Annotated in this window: 20 protein-coding genes and 1 pseudogene; 7 read left to right on the top strand and 14 right to left on the bottom strand. The window is 60.3% G+C overall.

From position 1 onward, the window contains the following. The 3 genes from F3H96_RS30070 to F3H96_RS30060 form a co-directional block, all read right to left on the bottom strand. On the bottom strand, positions 1–758 hold a 758-nt coding region (locus F3H96_RS30070; protein ID WP_280177804.1), incomplete at its 3' end, for a glycogen debranching N-terminal domain-containing protein. A gap of 111 nt (positions 759–869) precedes the next feature. After that, positions 870–1,976, bottom strand: coding sequence for a glycosyltransferase family 4 protein (locus tag F3H96_RS30065; protein WP_149805251.1), 1,107 nt, complete (start codon positions 1,974–1,976; stop codon positions 870–872). A 252-nt stretch (positions 1,977–2,228) separates the two neighbouring features. Beyond that, complete coding sequence (locus tag F3H96_RS30060) at positions 2,229–3,626, bottom strand: Do family serine endopeptidase (protein ID WP_149805250.1); 1,398 nt, start codon at positions 3,624–3,626, stop codon at positions 2,229–2,231. 339 nt (positions 3,627–3,965) lie between these two features. Here F3H96_RS30060 and F3H96_RS30055 point away from each other — a divergent pair, with 339 nt between their 5' ends. The 3 genes from F3H96_RS30055 to F3H96_RS30045 all read left to right on the top strand — a co-directional run bounded on the left by F3H96_RS30055 (position 3,966) and on the right by F3H96_RS30045 (position 5,517). After that, a complete protein-coding gene (locus F3H96_RS30055; RefSeq protein ID WP_244620218.1) occupies positions 3,966–4,223 on the top strand; it encodes a hypothetical protein in 258 nt (85 codons plus the stop codon). A 253-nt stretch (positions 4,224–4,476) separates the two neighbouring features. Further along, positions 4,477–4,947: an Hsp20 family protein gene (locus tag F3H96_RS30050; RefSeq protein ID WP_149805249.1), complete on the top strand. Its 471-nt coding sequence runs from the start codon at positions 4,477–4,479 to the stop codon at positions 4,945–4,947. 75 nt (positions 4,948–5,022) lie between these two features. After that, complete coding sequence (locus F3H96_RS30045; RefSeq protein ID WP_149805248.1) at positions 5,023–5,517, top strand: Hsp20/alpha crystallin family protein; 495 nt, start codon at positions 5,023–5,025, stop codon at positions 5,515–5,517. A 660-nt stretch (positions 5,518–6,177) separates the two neighbouring features. On the opposite strand, the gene F3H96_RS30040 is transcribed toward F3H96_RS30045, so the two are convergent. From F3H96_RS30040 to F3H96_RS30020, 6 genes are all read right to left on the bottom strand, one after another. Beyond that, positions 6,178–7,050, bottom strand: a complete 873-nt coding sequence (locus tag F3H96_RS30040) for an SDR family oxidoreductase (RefSeq protein ID WP_149805247.1) — start codon at positions 7,048–7,050, stop codon at positions 6,178–6,180. 350 nt (positions 7,051–7,400) lie between these two features. Next, entirely contained in the window at positions 7,401–8,573 is a 1,173-nt protein-coding gene (locus tag F3H96_RS30035) for an MFS transporter (protein WP_149805246.1), read from the bottom strand. A 498-nt stretch (positions 8,574–9,071) separates the two neighbouring features. Beyond that, positions 9,072–9,173 carry a hypothetical protein gene (locus F3H96_RS31670; RefSeq protein WP_348530104.1) on the bottom strand — a complete coding sequence of 34 codons (102 nt, stop codon included), beginning with the start codon at positions 9,171–9,173 and terminating at the stop codon, positions 9,072–9,074. Next, positions 9,173–9,400, bottom strand: a complete 228-nt coding sequence (locus F3H96_RS30030; RefSeq protein ID WP_348530103.1) for a hypothetical protein — start codon at positions 9,398–9,400, stop codon at positions 9,173–9,175. Before F3H96_RS30030 ends, F3H96_RS31670 begins: the two co-directional genes overlap by 1 nt. A 70-nt stretch (positions 9,401–9,470) precedes the next feature. After that, complete coding sequence (locus F3H96_RS30025; RefSeq protein WP_149805245.1) at positions 9,471–10,013, bottom strand: hypothetical protein; 543 nt, start codon at positions 10,011–10,013, stop codon at positions 9,471–9,473. A gap of 94 nt (positions 10,014–10,107) precedes the next feature. Continuing rightward, positions 10,108–10,362 (bottom strand): hypothetical protein, encoded by a 255-nt coding sequence (locus F3H96_RS30020; RefSeq protein ID WP_149805244.1) that lies wholly within the window; start codon positions 10,360–10,362, stop codon positions 10,108–10,110. A gap of 85 nt (positions 10,363–10,447) precedes the next feature. Between F3H96_RS30020 and F3H96_RS30015 the strand changes: the two genes are divergently transcribed. Together F3H96_RS30015 and F3H96_RS30010 are read left to right on the top strand one after the other, a co-directional pair. After that, positions 10,448–11,968, top strand: a complete 1,521-nt coding sequence (locus tag F3H96_RS30015) for an FAD-dependent oxidoreductase (protein WP_149805243.1) — start codon at positions 10,448–10,450, stop codon at positions 11,966–11,968. Between the two features lie 191 nt (positions 11,969–12,159). Beyond that, positions 12,160–13,031 (top strand): annotated as a pseudogene (locus F3H96_RS30010) (ferritin-like domain-containing protein). A 144-nt stretch (positions 13,032–13,175) separates the two neighbouring features. On the opposite strand, the gene F3H96_RS30005 reads toward F3H96_RS30010, so the two are convergent. Together F3H96_RS30005 and F3H96_RS30835 are read right to left on the bottom strand one after the other, a co-directional pair. Next, positions 13,176–13,814, bottom strand: a complete 639-nt coding sequence (locus F3H96_RS30005; RefSeq protein WP_149805242.1) for a hypothetical protein — start codon at positions 13,812–13,814, stop codon at positions 13,176–13,178. A 61-nt stretch (positions 13,815–13,875) separates the two neighbouring features. After that, a complete protein-coding gene (locus F3H96_RS30835; protein WP_188131601.1) occupies positions 13,876–14,052 on the bottom strand; it encodes a hypothetical protein in 177 nt (58 codons plus the stop codon). Positions 14,053–14,171: 119 nt separating this feature from the next. On the opposite strand from F3H96_RS30835, the gene xth reads away from it, so the two are divergent. Then, positions 14,172–14,942, top strand: coding sequence for an exodeoxyribonuclease III (gene xth, locus F3H96_RS30000; protein ID WP_149805241.1), 771 nt, complete (start codon positions 14,172–14,174; stop codon positions 14,940–14,942). A gap of 396 nt (positions 14,943–15,338) precedes the next feature. Here xth and F3H96_RS29995 read toward each other — a convergent pair whose 3' ends face one another. Next, a complete protein-coding gene (locus tag F3H96_RS29995) occupies positions 15,339–16,157 on the bottom strand; it encodes a PAS domain-containing protein (RefSeq protein ID WP_280177803.1) in 819 nt (272 codons plus the stop codon). Positions 16,158–16,525: 368 nt separating this feature from the next. On the opposite strand from F3H96_RS29995, the gene F3H96_RS29990 reads away from it, so the two are divergent. After that, on the top strand, positions 16,526–18,505 hold the full coding sequence (locus F3H96_RS29990) for an HWE histidine kinase domain-containing protein (RefSeq protein WP_244620217.1): 1,980 nt from the start codon (positions 16,526–16,528) through the stop codon (positions 18,503–18,505). 89 nt (positions 18,506–18,594) lie between these two features. On the opposite strand, the gene F3H96_RS29985 is transcribed toward F3H96_RS29990, so the two are convergent. Together F3H96_RS29985 and F3H96_RS30830 are read right to left on the bottom strand one after the other, a co-directional pair. After that, positions 18,595–19,161, bottom strand: a complete 567-nt coding sequence (locus tag F3H96_RS29985; RefSeq protein ID WP_149805240.1) for an EF-hand domain-containing protein — start codon at positions 19,159–19,161, stop codon at positions 18,595–18,597. A 490-nt stretch (positions 19,162–19,651) separates the two neighbouring features. Then, a partial coding sequence (locus tag F3H96_RS30830) for a hypothetical protein (RefSeq protein ID WP_188131411.1) occupies positions 19,652–20,005 on the bottom strand: 354 nt, incomplete at its 5' end.

Raw genomic sequence — 20,005 nt, 5'->3', positions numbered from 1 at the left:
CTGTTGTCGCGCCTCCCCACCAGAATGAGGAACTCGGCGTGGTTAGGGTGAATCTTCTGAGGCGTCATTGAAAACGCGATGACGGATTGGCGCGCCACGTTGTCGAGGCCCTCGTAGCGAAACGTCACTCTTGACTCGCCGACCACCGCATCATGCGCGCGACCGCGCCGGCTGCGCGTAGTGCCGCGCACCTCGAACATGTCACGGAAATCGGCGTCGAAGTCGAACCGGACCGGCAGCAGCACCTCGCGCGCGGAGTAGTTCGTGAAGATGACGCGCTCGAACATCCGGTCCCGCCAGATGAACCGGGTCCGATCGATGTGCACGACGCCCGGCAGCGTTTCACTGCCGTTTGGCCCGATGGTGGCCAGATTTGTAAGATTGGCGGTAAACAGGATGTTATCCTGCGACAGCGAGGCGCCAAGCAGTGACGGCATGCGGCCGCCGATGAACAGGCGGAAGCGCGACAGAACGCGCGTGTCGTCACGGAAAAGGCCGTCGCCGGTGCCGCGTATGTCGCCGTAGCTGTCCGCGACGATGAAGCAGTCCTCATGCTTGAGGGCAAATTGCCTGTGCGGCTCGCGCGGCGCCGATTCGTCGAGCGCCGGGAGAGCCACAGCCGGATCAAGCTTGCGTTCTTCGACTTCAGTTGTCATGTCGGCCCTCCAGTTCGAACGACACCTGGGCGGTGGAGAGTTGAGCGGTGCAGGCGCACATGCTTCCGCATCAAGGCCGGCGTCGTCAACAGTGTCTCGCATCAATCCCGCACCCGGCGTGCGATCGCGCAGAGCGTCGTTCGAATTCTTGGCGAATGATTGGCGAATTCTGCAGCCACAGTGCCATCAAAGGCGGCTCGCAGTCGATTGGTTCTAGGCCGCCGGTTCGGTCAAACAGGCCTGACCACCTGAGTTGTCAGCGCGGTAATTTCGAGAGCCGATTGCAAATCGCTTGTCGCCTGCGAGCGAGCGGTAGACGGCCATATAGTCGCTACACATGCGCCCGACCAAGAACCGTTTTTCGAACGTTTCCCGTACCCGTGCGCGATCGAGACCACCTATCCGCTCTACAGCCTCGAAGGCTTCGTCGACGCTGCCTACAATCAGTCCGGACACGCCGTCATCGATGACCTCTGGAACGGCGCCGCGTTTGAAGGCTATCACCGGGGTCCCGCAGGCCATCGCCTCAATGGTCACGAGGCCGAACGGTTCCGGCCAGTCGATCGGAAACAGGAGCGCTGTTGCATTGCCCAAAAAATCCGCCTTCTGCTGCTCATCGATCTCACCGATGAACTCGACATTCGAATGTCGAAGCACCTGGGGTTCGACCTTGTCAGTCCAAAACGCTTGGTCGACCGCGTCGATCTTGGCAGCGATCTTCAGCGGCATTCCGGCGCGTGCGGCGATTTCTATCGCCGTTTCCGGTCCCTTTTCCGGCGAGATGCGACCAAGAAATGCCAGGTATCCGGAGCCTTTCGGGCAGAATGGGAGAATTTCCCGTGGCAGGCCGTGGTAGACCGTTCCGAGCCAATTGACCGGCGGCATGGGCCGGCGCTGGTCATCGGAAATCGAGACCAGCGGAATGTCGTCGAACATCGCGTAAAGCTGCGCCAGTTCCGGAAGGTCGAGCCTACCGTGAAGGGTGGTGATGGTTCGCTGCGCGAACTCTCGAATTACCGGAAAGTGAAGAATATCGACGTGAAAATGCAGCACATCGAACTCCTCCGCCCGCCTACGGACCTGTTCAAGCATCGCGATGTGGTAAGGAATGTGGTTCTGAGCTTTTGGATTCAGGCGCAGGGCAACATCGCAGCAGGCCACCAGTTCGGCTGAAGTGTGTGAATCGCCGCTGGCGAACAAGGTCACCTCATGGCCCTGCCGAACCAACTCTTCCGTCAAATACGAGACAATGCGCTCGGTCCCGCCATAGAGCTTGGGGGGTACGGACTCAGTCAGCGGCGCGATCTGAGCGATCTTCATGAGCTGGACGTCCCGAAGTTGAAAGTCGGTCTTCGAAAACCGGTCACGCGTATACCTCCGTTTGAGTTCCTCCGCCGCCAACTTTCGAATTGCTAATATGTTCCCGGAAGAACCCCGGTCGTGAGGTTCGGAGCCCCAGGCAAGGTTTGAGCACCCTTCGCAGCCGACAGGCGTAGCCGTTGGTTGCGGGTCTTCATAGAATACCTGGCTTTGCTGAACGCCGCGTCGACTTTGGTTCTGAGACAGGCTGCCTCAGGAAGCAGCTATGGCCACGAAGAGCGATTGTCCTTGCCTGTTTATTCGCAACAGAATGGGCTTGTTCTGCTGACGGGATTTTGCCCATTCCATCTGAATATCTAATGGTTGTGTCACATCCCGGTTGTCGGCCGACACGATCACGTCGCCAGGCCGAAGGCCGTTCTCGGCAGCGAGGCTGTTCGGTGCGACGTCCTGGATAAACACGCCTGTGATGCCCGGCCGAACGCCGAGTTGCTGGCGCGCTTCATCCGGAATCGGGCTGAGTGACAGCCCGAGGCGCTGCTCCGCCGCTTCCGGGCTAGGAACAGCGCCAGTCTGTATCTCCTCGTCCTTGCGTTGACCGACGGTCAGGGGCAATTCCTCAAGGCGGCCACCACGATTCCTAGTCAGCGTCACTTTCGAGCCTGGCTTTTGGCTCGCTGCCGCGAGCGTCAGATCGCGGACACCATGGACGTCCTTGCCATCAAACCGGATGATCACGTCACCTGCCTGTACACCTGCCTTCTCTGCCGGACTGCCGGGCTGGACCGAGGCCACCAGCGCTCCTTTGCTGCCCGGTATTCCAAGCGCCTGGGCAATCGACGGCGTGACCTCCTGGAGACCTACGCCGATAAACCCGCGCTCGATGTGGCCAGTGCGGATCAACTGATCGACAACGCTTCGGGCAGTTCTGGACGGCACGGCGAAACCAATTCCTATGCTGCCACCCGATGGTGAGACGATGGCCGTATTGACCCCGATCACTTCACCGCGCGCGTTAAACAGCGGGCCGCCTGAATTGCCGCGGTTGATTGAGGCATCTGTCTGCAGAAAGTCGTCGTAGGGACCGGCCTTGATGTCGCGTGAACGGGCAGAAAGCACGCCGACGGTAACTGTCCCGCCGAGCCCAAACGGACTGCCGATCGCGATCGTCCAAGCGCCCGGCTGAACTGCGTCCGAATCGCCCCAGCCGGCTGTAGTCATGTTAGGACGTGGGTCTACCTTTAGCACGGCAATGTCGGTGGCTGGATCCCTGCCAATCAGTCGGGCGGGCGAGGTCTCCTTGTCGGAGAACACGACACGGATTTCAGTGGAATCGGCCACGACATGATTGTTGGTGACGATGTAGCCCTCGGAGCTGATCACAAACCCGGAGCCAAGGGCCTCCCGCACCTGCGGCTGGGCACGCCCCGAGCCGCCATTGAAAGGGTCGAGAAAATCGTCAAGAGCGGTTTGGTTCTGGAGGATCTGCCTCGTGGTGATCGCGACGACCGCTGGTAACTTCTGGCGCACGATCGCGCTGAAGTCGGTCGGGATTTCCTGTGCTGAAACAGGCGCAAGGCCGTCGGCCGAGAGCATCAAAATTCCTGCGACGAGTCCAATGCACAGTCGCTTCTTCGAAATGTAAGACATGATTGGTTCTCCTGCCCGACCGCCATGGCGCTGCGTCGCGGCCCAGACGCAAGAACTAGCAGTCAAGCCGATTGTTTCAGCGGTTCGAAAAAATGTTGATGGCGGCTTAACTGGGAGATTGGGAGGCCATTGAAATTTGGTCGGAACTCTCCAAAATTTCAACTGGTGGAAATCGTTAGAGCCACCACAGTTGCCATCAACAGAGGAGACTAGTCAAAGCGGAGGATCATCGATGGAAGGAGCCATTTCGACAAGTTTTCCCGCGATCGGCCCCGAGGCCCTGATCTTTTCCTTGATCGGTCGCTCCATCCGGTACGGCATTTCAAGCGCCCGCAGGACGTGCTGACCGACACGACTCTGGACGCCCAGGAAAAGCGCGCAATTCTTTCGTCATGGGCGTCGGACGCCTGCGCGGTAGAATCCGTCCCGGCGCTGCGCATGCCTCCGGGAGCCTGCGAACCGGTCAGCTTCGACGCCATCATGGAAACATTGCGCCAATTGGATCCATTGGAGGAGCTTCCCAATAAAGTCGGCCGCGGTCGCGAGGTCGTCAGCAGCGTTGCTGCCGGTTTCGCAGCCTCCGTCGATCGGCTTTGAATGGAGCGCCGACCGCTCTGTTCATCGAAGCATCCGCCCGCCGCCGAGGAACTCGCCGGCGGGCAAGGTTTTGTTCCCGTTCCGTACGTCCGGATTCCCCTGAAAATTTTCCTATTCACCTTCTTGAAAACGCAAGACGCTGTTATAAATGCATAATTGCCGGTCGCCCAATGGGGCCGGCCCAAGTCCAAGAGGCCGTCCAGGTTCTTTTGGCGGCCTCCTGTATCCATGTTGCTCAAAGGAGGATGTGGCTATGAGGACAAACCTCGATTTTACCCCCCTGTTCCGGACCAGCATCGGGTTCGACCGTATTTTCAACATGCTGGAAAATGCGAGCCGTGCCACTGCGATAGATAATTGGCCGCCCTACGACATCGCCAAGACAGGTGAGGACGACTACCGCATCACGATGGCGGTCGCCGGTTTCTCCGAAGATCAGCTGACCGTCACTCATCAGCCTAACCTGCTGGTTGTGAACGGGTCGCAATCTGGCGGCGATGACGGCCAGTATCTCTATCGCGGCATTACCGGGCCCGCTTTCGAGCGTCAGTTCGAACTGGCCGACCATGTGAAGGTCGTCGGCGCTAGCCTCGAGAGCGGCCTACTCAAAATCGATCTCAAACGCGAGCTTCCCGAACAGATGAAGCCGCGCCGGATCGCTATCGGCGACAGTACGGCAACGGCAGCGCCGCGGCAGATCGAAGCCGCAAAGAACGCAGCCTGAAGAGTCAGTGCGAACCAGACGCGACAGGCACCGGCAATCGTCCGGTGCCGCGGTTGAACATGGAGGTGAATGAATATGAACATGCGTGACCTTATCCCGTGGGGCCGCAACAACAACCAGGCCCCGAGCATCTATAGCGGCAGTGATCCCTTTCTTTCGCTTCACCGCGAGGTAAACAGGCTCTTCGACGATATGTTGAGGAGCTTCGATACGCGCTCGCCTACCGCGGGGCAGTTTTCGCCTTTCGATGGCGGCTGGCCGAAGGTTGAAATTTCGGAGTCGGACAATGAGCTTCGCGTCACCGCCGAGGTCCCCGGTATGGAAGAGAAGGATATCGAAGTCCTGCTCGAGGACGATGTGCTGACCCTGCGAGGCGAAAAGCGGTCGGAGACCGATGGGAAAAATTACTCCGAGCGATTCTACGGTCGCTTCCAGCGGAACATACCCCTTGGCTATGAAGTCGAGGACGACAAGGTCAAGGCGTCGTTTGCCAATGGCCTCCTAACCCTGACGCTGCCAAAGAACCCGAACGCGCAGTCGAAAGTGAAGCGCATCCCGATCACGCGCTAAGCGCGGAGCACGCCGGAGGCGGCAGACCGCCGCCTCCGGCGCATCCTTCGCCCAATGGGAGGGATTAATAATGCAGAAGCAAGAAAGAGAGGTCACACCAATCGTAGAAAATCCTGGACCGGCAAACGACAATCGCAGGCGAGCACTGTCATTCGGCAGATCCGAGTTCCCCGCGATGCGGTCGCGCGGATCTACAAGCCTTTCCGCTCAGTCATGACCTCGGGTTTGGCCCTGCTCGCAATGGACCGAACTATGGCAGCGAACCTGGCCGTTTGCGTTCCTGAACAGAAGCGCAATGCAATGTAAGGTAACGTCCTGAATCCGCTCACGTGATCAATTGTGAAAATACGGTGCCGGTCCGTTTCGCACAGACCCTCGCCGCGGCGGACGAGCTCGTGCTTCAGCCGGTGCACCGTTGCCGAAGCCGAATTCTTTGACGAGGTGCCTTCGATCTTGATTTGCCGTCGGGCCTTTCCTGAACGCCATAGCCACTTTCGTGTTTGTCTCGAGTCAGCGGCCGCCAGATCAGCCGTACGTCTAGCGAGGCTTTCTGGCTCGACGCGGCGCTCCGCCGTACTTGGGGTACTTCCATGTCGACTGAAAGGGGGCCGCACGGACGGCGCGAAATTGTCCGTCTGTGAGCCTACACAGGCGCCGGTATTAAAGCATCGGCCTTCCGCCTGTGATCTCGTAGAGGGCGCCGGTCGTATAGCTAGCGCCGTCCGAGGCAAGAAGCACATAGGTGGCCGCAAGCTCGGCCGGTTGGCCAGGTCGCTTGAGCGGTGTGTTCTTGCCGAACTCCTTCACCTTTTCGGCTGGCATCGTCGAAGGGATCAACGGCGTCCAGATCGGCCCCGGTGCGACGGCATTGACCCGGATACCGCGCTCTGCGACCAGTCCGGCCAGCCCGGCGGTAAAATTCGCTATCGCCCCTTTGGTGGTGGCATAGGCGAGCAAGGTAGGTGAGGGGTTGGTGGCGTTGATCGACGACGTGTTGATAATGGCGGAGCCGGGTTTCATCACCTTCACGGCTTCCTGTGAGAGGTAGAACATCGCATAGATGTTCGTCCTGAAGGTGAGATCCCACTCTTCGGCCGTGATATCCTCCAGTTTTTCGAATGTCGCCTGATGTGCGGCGTTGTTGACCAGGATGTCCAACCGGCCGAATTCATCCATGGCTCGTTTGATGAGCCTGCGTGCAAAACCTTCGTCGCTGATGTCGCCGCGCGCAATCAGAGGCTTACGGCCGGCATCCTCGACCCAGTGGGCCGTTTCCTTCGCGTCCTCGTCCTCCTCTAGATAAGAGATGATCACATCCGCGCCCTCGCGGGCGAAGGCAATTGCGACCGCACGTCCGATGCCCGAATCCGCGCCAGTGATCAGCGCAACGCGGTCCATCAGTTTGCCGCTGCCTCGATAGCTCTCCTCCCCATGGTCTGGACGAGGAGTCATCTCGTCGGTGTGGCCAGGTACATCTTGCTGCTGTTCAGGCATGGGCGGCTGAGGATATTTCTGCCGGGCATTATCGTGCATGCTTAGCTCCTCTGGCTCGAGTTTGGTGGAGTCCGTTATAGGTCCCTCGGCGGTGTTTGAAACGCCGCCATTCCTGGGCCTTTCGCCCCTGATCGCCGCCTTTGTGCTCGTGCGAACTGCGCTTGGAGCACCACTTTCGGCTTTGTTTAAAATAGGTCATTCTCGTTTCTCGTAGCCATCGATCGATTTCCTGCGACGGTCACGCATGGCGAACGCGGCGATCACACGTGAGTAATTTGCCCTAACCGGTTTGAAAACGGAGTGTTCCACGCGCAGTGGTTCATATAGCGGACTCGAAGTAGCAGGCCGCCTGGTTGCCCCGCAGCACCGCGATATGGCAGGTGTGCCTGTCAATCCGGTGATGAAGGCCTGTCACGCAGTCCAATCACTAGCGGAAGGGACAACACACAGAATCCCGCCATCATGAGAAACCCGCGCGGGCCGTAGGCTCCATAGAGCTGCCCTGATACCCAGATAAGGCTCGCGGTGGCCAGCCCCGGGCCGGTCGCGTAGAGGGCCTGTGCGGAGGCGGCAAGATGTGCGGGCACGCTGCTGGCGATAACACGCATACAGGCAAGATGCAGGAGTGCGAAGGTAATGCCGTGAAGCGGTTGCACGAACGCAAGTACCCAGACCACGGCCGTTTCTGCTTCCACGACCCAGCGCAGGATTCCGGCCACCGCCGCCAGAGCGGCGGCTCCCGCCACGCCAAGCCGGCTCAGCAGGATTGGCCCCACCACAACGAACACCACGACCTCCGCTGCGACGGCTTCCGACCAAAGTATGCTGCTCGCCGCCGTGCTGACCCCGGCCGCTGTCCAGCGGATGACCGAGAAGGTGTCATGCATCGCATGGCTGCCATAAATCAGCGCCGCAATCACTAGGATGCGCCGGAAACTCCGAAGACCGAGCAGTTCGCGTAGCCCACCGATTACGCTTTGCCCGACCGGGTCCGCAGCTCGCTCGGCCCCGGTGTCTGATTCCGGCACCAGCGCGGCGGCAGCCAACGCTGCGGCGAGTAGCGCGGCGTACATCCATATGATCGCATCCAGCTCCAAAACTCCGAGCACCTGACCAGCCACAAGGGTGCCAGCAACGAAGGCCGCTGATGCCGCACCCCGCACCCAACCATACTCAAAACCCGGCTCGCGCACTGATGCGCCCACCGCAAGAGCGTCGGCGAGGGTTGTCATCGGTGCCAGCCCGGCTGACTGGACCAGATAGACGACCGACAGAAGAAGGAGGCCTTGCACGGCAGCCAGCCCAAGCGTTGCCGCCGCCGCGATCCCGGTGCAGACCGCCAGGATGATGCGGAGGGCGCCAAGAAGATCTGCAATTCGATTGGCGAGCGGTCCGGCAATCAGCCGGGCTGCGTTGCCTAGCGCGAACAGCATGCCCAGCTCTTCAGGTGTCAGGCCACGCGCCTCGAAATACCGTGGCCAGAACGGGGACGCCGTTCCGAATCCAGCATACATTGCGGTGTAGAGCGCTAAAAACGCCAGCAGTGGGCCAAGGCGTGCCATGGCAAAGTTCTGCCACGGACGCGCCCCGCGTTACAGGGAGATGTTGGGTTCAGATTAGACCCTCGCGACGGTGGATGGACGGCGGATCTACCGTGTCCCCAAGCCAAACAGGTCATCTAAGAGGGCCGAGACTGGCGATGATGTCGAGCCCGAGGACGTGCTGCCTTCATGGAGCCCCAACGAGACGGCGATCGAAGACGATTGGATCGCGTCGACAGCGCGCGGCGGAGGCGCTCAGGGTGGATCACCGTCAAAGGCGATCCGAGCTCCGAGCCGGAAGGCACTGCCGTGATCCAGTTGCGCCGGCGTCGACGGCAGCTACAACGTCGCCTCGATCATCGACACGTTGGCCACCACGCAGATTTCTCTGGGAATCCGCAAGGCTCATCAGGCGCGGACGGCCGCCAGCGGAGTGTAGCCTCACCATGTTGAGCCAGGGCGCGCATCGCGCTCACAACCATCAGCTTCAAAGCATTCCGGTGAGAGCACCGAGAGACGTCAACTTCTCCCTTGCCCGGCAGCGCGAATTCGCTCGATCTCCTCTGGTTGTTTATCGTCCATGGTGGCGATCTCGTCTCGTGCGTTATCGTTCGCCTTGATCAGCTCATCCAGTTTCGCCTGCAGGGCTTGGGTGTCGCGATGCTCGGCCCTTTGGATAACAGCGTCATCGCCCAGGTGACGAGCGTCGCGACGCCGTGCCAGTCGAGCGTTTCCCGCTCAAAGACAAACCAAGAAACGGTGTAGCCGCCCAGAATCAAAAAGGCCGCCGGTCGGGACGTCAGCGTGCCGACCTTGGTCAGCGCTTCTCGAAGCTGCAGTGTTGCCATGCCTGCGAACGGCTGAGGGCAATCGGGGTTCCCACCAACTCGGCTGGCCGGCACGACGGTGCTGGCGTACCTACGCCATCGCCAGCCCAGGCAGGTTTTGTCCGATCGCCAGGAGAAGAGCGACCGTCGAACCGACGCGGGTCGGGGTTGTCGACGGTCGCCGAGCACGAGAGGCCATAAAGCGCGCGGCCCCCAAAGGCAATGGGCGGGAAAGCCACCTCGAGTGCGGCCCGCGCGGAATTTTCTGGAACTCTAACCTTCGGCGCAGCCTTGTGGGACCGGCGAAGTCTTCTTCCTTCACAGTCATGCCGACCGGGCCGGCGCCCGCCTTCACTGGGCGGGCTGCAATTGTTTCCGCGTCGGGGGGCCTAAGCGTGACTGCCGCCTTTTTCGAAAGCGCGCCGGTCACCGCGTCGACGATGTCGAACGCGACGAAATCGGCGTTGAGATTTCCGGCCAGCTCGGTCGCCGCCTCGGAGTTGCCATTGCCGATCCCTGACCAAAAGACGATGCCGACGCGGAGCTCGGCCTTGATCCGCTTCAGCCTGCGCACCACAAAGCGCGCGTGCTGCAGCGACTGTCGGTGGAGAAAGCCGACGACGACAATCTCCACAGGTTCAGATCGAGGCGCCAAACCGCTGAGGGTTCCAGATCCGTGAAGGTCGCCTTCGAAACCGAAGCGCCCTGCACTTCCAGCACCTGCGCCATCATGGCGGCGGCGGCATCGTCGAGCTCGCCACGCCCGCCGGCGCAGAGCACAGAGAACCCTGAGCCGTCTGGCAGGTCGACCTCCTCCCCGTCGGCCGCCTCCTCGCCGGACCCTCGCCTGCCTCCTTCTCAAGCGTCTTCTTCTCAGGCCCATTCCTGTCGGTCGTCTTCCCGGCTACCTCGGCCTCCTGCTCGGCCTCCTCGTCCTCGGCTTCCTGCTGCGCGCTATCGTCGAGATTGGCGACTAGCGTCATGGCGCAGTAGATCGGCCTACAAACGCAGCGGGAACTTTTAGCACCTCGCGTCCATTTCCTGATCGATGCCTTCGAGAGTTCCGCGATGAATGTGAGCGACGAAAGGACTGTATCGCTTTGGGCGAAAATCGATGTAGCGCCTGATGCGGTTCCGCTCGAGCGGAATGAACAGGTCGATGTCGTGGTTGTCGGATCTGGAATTGCCGGACTCTCGGTCGCATACGAACTGGCCGTCGCCGGGCAAAAGGTGGCGGTGCTCGATCGCGGCCGGATCGGAAGCGGCATGACGGCACGCACCACCGCGCATCTGTCGTCGATCTGCGACGACTATTTTTCGGAACTGATCAAATTGCGCGGCGAGGAACTGGCGCGGATTTACTACCGAAGCCAGTCGGCCTCTATCGACCGTATCCAATCGATCCAGGAAACAGAGGGTATCGCGTGTGATTTCCGCCGCCTCGACGGGTTTCTGTTTCCGGCGTCAGGCAGAAGGGAATCCGTCATCGAGCGCGAATTGGACGCCGCTCGGAAAATCGATCTCGACGTCGAGAAAGCCGTAGGCGTGCCGTTTGTAGGTTTTTGGGATACGCCAGCCCTTCGCTACGCCAATCAGGCGACATTCCATCCCCTGAAATATCTCCGCGGGCTGGCTGCGGGCATTCGCGCGCGCGGCGGCGTGCTCTATGCAGACACCATCGTCGACAAAGTCGAGGAGATCGACGGCGGCGTGCGCATAACCACGGTCTCGGGCTTTGCTGTGTCTGCCAGATCGGCCGTTGTCGCCACCAACTCGCCGATCAACGATCGGGCCGCGCTCCATACCAAGCAAGCGCCGTATCGGACCTTCGCGATGGCGTTCGAGATCGCGCACGACGTTTTGCCGGATGCACTCTATTGGGACACGCTGGATCCCTATCACTACGTTCGCCTGCAGCCTGGCGAAGGCAAGACCGACTTTCTGATTGTCGGTGGTGAAGACCATAAGACAGGGCAGGCCGACGATGCCGACGACCGCTTCGCAGGCCTGGCGGCCTGGATCAAAAACTTGGTGCCCGAAATCGGCATCGAAACCAACCGATGGTCCGGGCAGGTAATGGAGTCGGTCGACTATGCCGGATTCATCGGCCGTAATCCCGGCAACCGGCATGTCTTCGTGGTCACAGGCGATTCCGGCCAGGGCATCACCCATGGAGTCGGGGCAGGCCTGTTGATTTCCGACCTGATTTTGAAGGGGGAAAGCCCCTGGCGGGAACTTTACGAACCCTCCCGCAAAACGGTACGGGCGATCGGCGACTATTTGGCGGAGAATGCGACAGCAATCAGGAGTTTTGCCGAGTATATCACGCCTGGTGAAATGGATTCCGCCGACAAGCTGCGGCCGGGACAGGGCGCCATCGTGCGCGAAGGACTTACCAAAATCGCGGCTTTTCGCGATGAGGACGGCACGCTCCACAAACACTCGGCCGCATGTACTCATGTCGGCTGCCATGTCCATTGGAACTCATTGGAACGCTGCTGGGACTGCCCCTGCCACGGCTCGCATTTTGCTGTCGATGGCACGGCTTTGAACGGACCGGCCGTGTCGCCCCTGGCTTCGATGGAATAAGCCACCCGGCGTTCCCTTGTGTTTTGGCGCCGAAGCAGGACGAGAGACATCAGTCGCACATGATCTGCTTAAGGTGCTCGAAGTCGAAGCACAGTTTGGCGTGACACCCAAGGAACATTTATCGATTCCCGAGGTTGGGAAGGGTGGCCCGCGATCACGTGCCAACAGTGATGCCGGCGGGCTTTGGGAGGATGGTACGTGCCATCTCTCCACTTCACCTTTCCCGCCGCCGCGCATTGCAAGTTGGACTCGGAGCAAGCCTCGCCGCAACGACCGGCCTTGCGCCGGTTTCTCCCGCCTATGCCAAGGAGGAAGTGCAAGATGAAGACATTTTCCGCTTTGCGCTCAACCTGGAATACATGGAGGCCGAGTATTACCTCCGGGGAACCACGGGAAAAGGCATCGAAGCTGCCGATGTCGGTTCGAAGCCTGGCGACGTCGTGGTGGAAAGAAAGTCTCCTTCGAGACACCCGCCATCGGCGAATTCATGCAGGAAGTTGCCGAAAACGAACTTGCGCACGTGCGATTCTACCGCAAGACGCTTGGAAAGAACGCCGTCGACAGGCCGGCCATCGATTTCGATGCCGGATTCAAGGCGGTTGCGGAAGCGGCGGGCCTCGATGCGGACTTCGATCCCTTCGGCGACGAAACGAACTTCGTTCTCGGCGGGATGTTGTTCGAGGATGTCGGCGTCACCGCCTACGCCGGCGCGACGACGGTTCTGAAGAACAAGGACTTCCTCGCCGCCGCTGCCGGAATTCTTGCGGTCGAGGCCTATCACATGGGCATGGCGCGCTCCACTCTGTACCGCAAGGGAGAGAAAGCCTGGAAGGCGGCCAACGCCGTGTCCGATGCCCGAGACAAGATCGACGGGCCGGAAGACAAGGACCAAGGCATCCAGGTGAATGGCAAGGCCAATTTCGTCCCCTCGACGCCCGACGCAATCGCCTTCACCAGAACACCGCAGGAGGTGCTCCGGATCGTCTATCTCACCGACAAGGACGGCGTTAGCAAGGGCGGCTTCTATCCGGAAGGGATGAACGGCACCCTCAAAAGCACCTGAGCCGTTCGCGAGAGGCGGTCAGATGACTGGAAGAAGCGGGGCGGGTTCACGAGCGCAATGATCCTGCCACTGCGCCGACGATCCCGATCAAAAACCTGCGGCTGGAGCCCAGGACAGAATCGGATGACCTCCCGTCGATGCCACTCAACGCAAGAGCCCGTCGAGGCCGAAGTCTTCCCAGCCGCGCAACTTGGGGCGGGAGGTCTCCTCTCGGCCTTCATCGATATCAGTTGCAGGCACGCGGCCTTTCTTCTGCGAGCGCTTCAAGGCCGCTTTTGCAGCGGCGCGCCGCCGGTTGTCGGCGGCCGTCGCCGCGTCCTCCTCCCTCCATAAGGTGACCAGGTCACGGTCAAGCACATCTTCGATGTAGCGCGGATCGAACACATGAAAGGTGATCTTTCTTGCGCGGCCGCGAAGTTTGACCGTTCTGGTCCCGGCGCTCTGCAGCCGGCCGTCTTTCAGCCAGCGATGTCGCTCGCCCTGCGAGATCGTCAGAATGTCCTCGACCTCGCGCGGGATTACGGGCAGCTCTTCGACATGCTGCATGGCTTTGGACACGATCGTCGAAGCTGCTTCAACGTCGGCACCCGAGTTCTCGGGGAGGCGCAGAGTTAGCACCCGGGAATCGATGTGGAGCAGTCTTCTCAAGGAGAGGGGAAGACGCGCGCGGATCTCAAGGAAAATGCCCCTTGCCCGGACCGAAGATCCCAGCGTTGCCGCCGGCGATAGCGGCCACTGCGCGATCAGCTCATCAGTTGGGGGATTTTTTCGGCGGCCTGGCATGGCCTTTAGATTTGGTCTCCGATCGAGTGTGTTTCAATACAGCGACGTCGGAGCCTGGCCGCTACTTGGAGTCGGGTTCGATGCCGACGGTATCGCCATCGCCATGCACCCGTGTCACGGTCCCAATCGTTTGTCTTACCGGGCGTTTGGCAGCCGCTTCCCGCTTTTCTTGAGCTTTGTCTTTGCGCGGTTCGCGCTCCTGCTGTCCCGTAAGTCTCGATTTCTGGTTGCTGGGCATGCAGACCTCCCATGAGTGCACCGAAATTCAACCGACAGGCTGGCAAACGGTTCCCGAGAAGTTGAACCTGGCGCCATCGGCTTGCGTTTGTTCTTGTAGCCACTCAGGGGAGACAAACGGTGACCCGCATTGCGACCTTCAACGTCAATGGTGTCAACGGCCGCCTGCCGGTGCTCCTGAAGTGGTTAAGCGAGAGCAGCTGTGACGTAGTCTGCCTTCAGGAGCTGAAAACTTCCGACGAAAAATTTCCGGTCGAGGCCATCCGGCACGCCGGCTATGGTGCCATTTGGCACGGCCAGAAATCCTACAACGGCGTGGCGATACTGGCGCGTGGGAGGGATCCGGTCGAGCGCCGTCGCGGCTTGCCGGGCGATCCCGATGACACGCACAGCCGCTATCTGGAGGCGGAGATCGACAACCTGATAGTCGGCTGCGTCTACCTGCCCAATGGCAATCCAGCACCAGGCCCCAAGTTCGATTACAAGCTCCGCTGGTTCGAACGTCTCATCATGTACAGCAGATCGCTGCTAAGCGAGCGGGCCGTCCTTTGTGGTGACTACAATACCGTTCCCACCGAGATGGATGCCGTCGTCCCGGCGCGCTGGTTGGGCGATGCCGTCTTCTTTCCGGAAAGCAGGAAAGCTTACGCGCATATGCTGAGCCGGGGCTGGGTGGACGCGATCCGTCGGATCCACCCGGGCAAGGGCATCTACACCTACTGGAATTTCTCTTATCGCGGCGGCTATGACCGAAGCTCCGGCCTGCGCATGGACCACCTGCTTGTCAGTCCATCGCTTGCCGATGCCATTCGGGATGCCGGCGTCGATGTCGAGACCCGCGGGTGGGAAAAGCCCAGCGATCATGCGCCCGCATGGATCGACATCGGCTAAAATCGTCGGCGCCACTTTCCTTGCCCTGCTAAGCCGACTTCGTCAGAGTTTCGTGGTCAAGCCCAAAGGAGCGATCACTGCGGGAAAAAGCGGTCGGCGTTCAGAGCGTTGAGCACGCGCTACGGCTCGCTGAGAAGCTGGCGTCGATTTCAGCCGGCGTGGTCGCATTTAGCCGGACCGGCCACTGGAGAGTTCGAGGAACCGTCATCCTTTATGCAAACGGAGCCGTCCCGGCGCTTGAAACCGGAGTTGGCGATTGCGTGCTGAGGGTTACCGGACCTTGGGAAGAGCGCTTACGAACTTGCGGTCGTGACGTTTGGCACTTCGACCACGACCTTCACCCCGCGGTCGAGCCACTCACGCTCGGCGGACCCATGAATGGCTGGCGACGAACGCCTAGCTTCTGCAATCACCGTCCCGAATCCTGCTTCCGGTCCTTCGGCGGCGGCGGTCCGCCAGTCTCTTCCCAGATCGGGACGAGTCCGTTTTTTGTGGGATGTCGCTCCATCTGATTGCGACTTGGCCCGTCTTTCCAGAGAGCGAGCCATGCGTAGCCGCGTTAATCGCTAATTCATGAATGAACAGAGCCAGCGGTTGGACGGCGTGTGCCAAAAGCATGATGTCGGGGCCTTCCAGCACGGCTCGTGACGCTCCGTAGGGCTCGAGTTGAGTTTGTATCGCCTCGCGCAGGGGCACGTTTTGCCAACGGCGTCGCGAGAGCAATGAATGGGTCCGAGCCAAGGATTGGATTCCATTCTGCACTGAAGCGGCATGAAGGGCGGAATTGTCAGATTTAGTGAGACGAACGATGCTGTCGACCAGCGCAAGAACGTTGTTGGCGCGATGGTCCAGTTCGAGCAGGAATCGGTGCTCTGATGCTTCGAGAGATTGGATTCGATGATATTCCGTACTGTCGATTTGCGACCCGAAATGATAGACGAAACGTCCGTCGTCGTCATAGATCGGGCTGGTGTGAAGCCGGTTCCAGAAGGGTTTTCCATCCTTGCGGTAGTTGAGCAACTCGACGCTGACCTCGCGCCGTTCCCGGAGCCCGGACCGGATCTCCGCCACCGCGGCCGCAGAGGTTGCCTCACCTTGCAGAAAACGGCAGTTGCGGCCTAAAACTTCATTTACCTCGTAACCGGTCAGATTCAGGAAGGCAGGGTTCGCCAGAACGATCAGATTATCGTCCTGGGTCGCGTCTGTCACTACCATGCGCATTCTCGTCCGCTGGAAGGCTGTCGCGGCCAATTCTTTCCAGTCAGGCGGGCGCAGCGCCTCCGGTTAAGGACCGGCTGATCGCCCGTTACGTGTGAAGTGTGTTCCGCGCCCATCAAGGCCGCCTCTAGATTCCAGCATTCAGATTGAACGTTCTTCAAGCTAAAGTCTTGCAAACCGTGACTTATCGAGCGTGCTTGGTATTCGCCGAGCATAACCGAAAGAACAGGCAAGCGAGAAAACGGCAGTGCTAATCGAGCTTGCTGTCCGTCAGCATGGGGCTAATCTGGGTCATGTTGGGGAGAGGGACGAAATTGCCTCGTCTATCGGCTCGAGCTCATCTGTTTGGCTTAATCGCAGCGGCCGTGTTGCCCGTCTGGCTGTTCGCTGCCTACCTGCTGGTTGCGTATGCGCTGCATGAACAGTCACGAATTGAGCAGGAAGCACGTTGGACTGCCCGCCAGATGTCGCTGGTCGTCGAAGGCGAACTGGCGAGTCTCCAGACCCTTCTCGACGGCCTTTCAAAATCCCCTTCGCTGGCCAATGGAGACCTGCAAGCCTTCGGCACCGAAGCGCGGCGCCTCGTCCAAGGTACGGACCAGGTAATCACACTGCGCGATTTCGAAGGTCGCGAACTCGCGAGCACCGAGCCCGAAAACGGCTCCAAGTTGCCTTCGGCCCAACCACTCACGGCCCCCGAGCGCGAGCAACTGCAACTCGCTGGCATCCTGGTCAGCAACGCGTATGCCGCGCCGGGATCGAACCAATATCGCATAGCGGTCAGCAGGCAGGTCTCGGGCGCGAGTGGCGTACCGCTCCTGCTGTCGATCTCGGTCCCCACGGAGCGCATTCGCCTCGTGATGCTGCCGGCCGTGCCGGAGGGATGGACCATCGGCGTCGGCGACCGCGAGGGAAAATATGTCGCCAGGTCCAAGCTGCACGACCAGGTGACCGGCAGGCCGGGTTTGCCGGAATATGTGGAAAAGATCGTGGGTCGTTCGGGTAGCTTCCGTTCGCGCAATTTCCAGGGCGGCACACTGCTCGCCGGCTACTACAGGTCTCCCTATTCGGAGTGGTTCTACACCGCCAACATTCCGTTGGCTGAGGTTCAGGCACCTCTGTGGCGGTCGCTCGCACAAATTGGCGCAACGGGGCTCGCAGCACTCTTCATCTCGCTCGCTCTCGCCTATGTCGTCGGCAAGAGACTCACCGGAGCAACCGGAGGTCTTGCTGCCGGCGCTGATGCGCTTGGGAGTGGCCGCGCAGTTCAGGAAGTCTCCACGACAGTCGCCGAGTTCGCCTTGATTTCCCAGGCCATGATCAAGGCTCAGTATGCAATTGCGGAACGCACGCGCGAGCTGGAAACTGTTCTGGAAACCGTGCCGGCGGCAGTCTGGTTTACCTATGACCCGCAGGCGCGACAGGTCATCCGCAACCGGTTTGCGGCCGAACTTATGGGCCTGCCAACTGAAGCCCACATAACCTTTGGCAGGCCTGACCAAGTGATCGACACGCTGGCCTATAAGGACGGCCAGCCTGTCAGCCGTGAGAACCGACCGCTGAGCAAGGCCATGCGCGGCGAGGAGACCAGCAACGAAGAATTCATGTACACTTTGCCATCAGGAGTGCAGCGCTACCTGCTTTCCAGCGCCCGGCCGGTGCGCAGCCCAGAAGGATCGATCATCGGCGCCGTGCAGATCAGTCTGGATATCTCAGAGCGCAAACGCGGTGAAGAGCAGCGCAAGCTGCTCGTCCATGAGCTTAACCACCGCATCAAGAACACCCTAGCCGTGGTTCAAGCAATAGCCGGCCAGACCCTTCGCAACGCGACTAGCCTCGCGCAGGCAAGAGTGGCCCTTTCAGCCCGGCTGGTCTCGCTGGCCAAAGCGCACGACATCCTCACACGGGAAAACTGGAGCGGGGCCGATCTCGCCGACGTTATCGCAGCTTCGATCGAGCCTCACGCGCCACTTGACCGGTTCGACTTGGCCGGCGAACAGGTTTGGCTGCCTCCGAGCACAGCGCTTTCATTTGCCCTCGCTTTTCATGAACTTACGACGAACGCGATCAAATATGGCGCGCTCTCCAATGCGACGGGATTGGTCTCGATCTCGTGGCGGTTGGAACGGGCCGACCAAGGCGGCGGCATTCTCGAACTGGAATGGCGTGAGAAGGGCGGCCCGCCGGTCGCCCCCGGCAAGCCTGGTTTTGGCGCGCAACTTCTGCAGCGGGCATTCGCCGGTGAAAAGGCGGGGGGCGTTGAGCTGGTCTACGAGCGCGCGGGGTTGCGCTGCCTCTTCACCGTGCGTCTGGAACACGAACTGACTCTGATTCCGACCGGCTGAAGGCTAATGGATAATTCCAGGGTGTGCGATATCTGGTACGCAATTGCCCTGGGTGTCTCACCTTCCCGGGGTGTCTCACCGTGAATTTTTCACGGCATGCCGTCACCATCAGAGCCGTGCAGAAAGGACTGGATTTCATCGATGTCGATCTTCCCGTCGCCGTTCTGGTCGATCGCCGAGAAGATGCGGCCGAGAGCGTCCTGAGCCTCGTTTTCAGATAGTGATCCGTCGCCATCCGTATCCAGAAACGCCAGCAACAGCCGCATGCCGGCGCCACGCATCATGCGGGGGCCATGGTGCCCAGCCATTCTGTGGCCACCGGCCGGGCCGCCATCGCGATGCCTGTACCAACGGTCGCTATCTTCTCGCGCGGTCGAATCTTCATCTTGACGATCGTTGGCTGCCTGGGAGCTTCGATTCCGTTGCATCCGCTCCTCGACCGCCTGGTCAACCATCTGGCGGATCATCTCGTGCGTCAGCCCGCCTGCTTGTCCGTTCACGTCCGGCAACTGCCTGGCTGCGGGCTGTTGGGTTTGCGGGGTTGGCGCAGGTGTTCCGCTTGTCTGGGCAATCGCGGGAAAGGCCGCGAATAGGAATGCGGCGGCAGTAGTCGCCGTGTAGCGATGAATTACGGCATGCTTCTTTGGATTGATCATGGGTTCTGCCCGAGCTGCGTTCGCTGACCCTAACTTCAATTCGCGCGGAATGTTCCCGCCATGTTCCACACCACGATGAACGATACGAGGCGTTTCGCACGGCTGGCGGTAGCCAAGGCGCGCTTGCGGACAGGATTGGTTTCGTAAGATCGGCGTTCATTTGACGCGACTGAAGGATGTCAGTGTCAGAACAAAGCTCTCGCTGGGCTTTGGCTTCGTGTTGCTGTGCGGCAGTCGGGGTGTTTGGAGTCGCGCAACTGCGATCACTCAACGAGGTCACGAGCGAGACCACCGGCGTTTGGTTGCCGCAGGTTCAGATCGTTGGCGAGATGAAGCGAAATCTCGCGGAGCATCAGCTCAACGCGACACTGGGCATGCGCAGTACCGACGCCCAGCAGCCAGTCGGCAGGCAATGGGCGGATCACTCAATCCAATTGCGCTAGCCGCCGACGCTCCATTTTCCCGCCGTTTTCCTGCGGCGTGTGGCTTTTTATGCGACCTTCAGGTTAATGACGCGCATCACTGCGACCACTGTTCCGTTGTTCGTAGCAGCCTCTTTCGTACTGCCCTTGCCGCAGCTCCAAACGTCGCCTTCCTTGGCCGTGAACTTCATATCGCCGGCCGTAACTTCCAGCTCGCCTTCAGTGACCGTGCAGACCATGTCGTCGGCCATCACATCCCCCAGCGGGCTAGTTCCCTTCGGCTGATAAACGACGTCTTCCATGACGATTTTGTTGTACCCTTTGATACGGGAGTCTCGTGTCCCCCGTTCGACGAGGCGAACGCCAGGAAAAATCTCTTTGCCATCAGTCGGACCGTAGGACTTGGCCGCCACCGGAGTGGA

Source organism: Mesorhizobium sp. NFR06, assembly GCF_900115245.1.
GTDB lineage: Bacteria > Pseudomonadota > Alphaproteobacteria > Rhizobiales > Rhizobiaceae > Mesorhizobium.
Note: the sequence above shows the minus strand (reverse complement) of the source record. Positions and strands in the feature narration are given on the sequence as shown.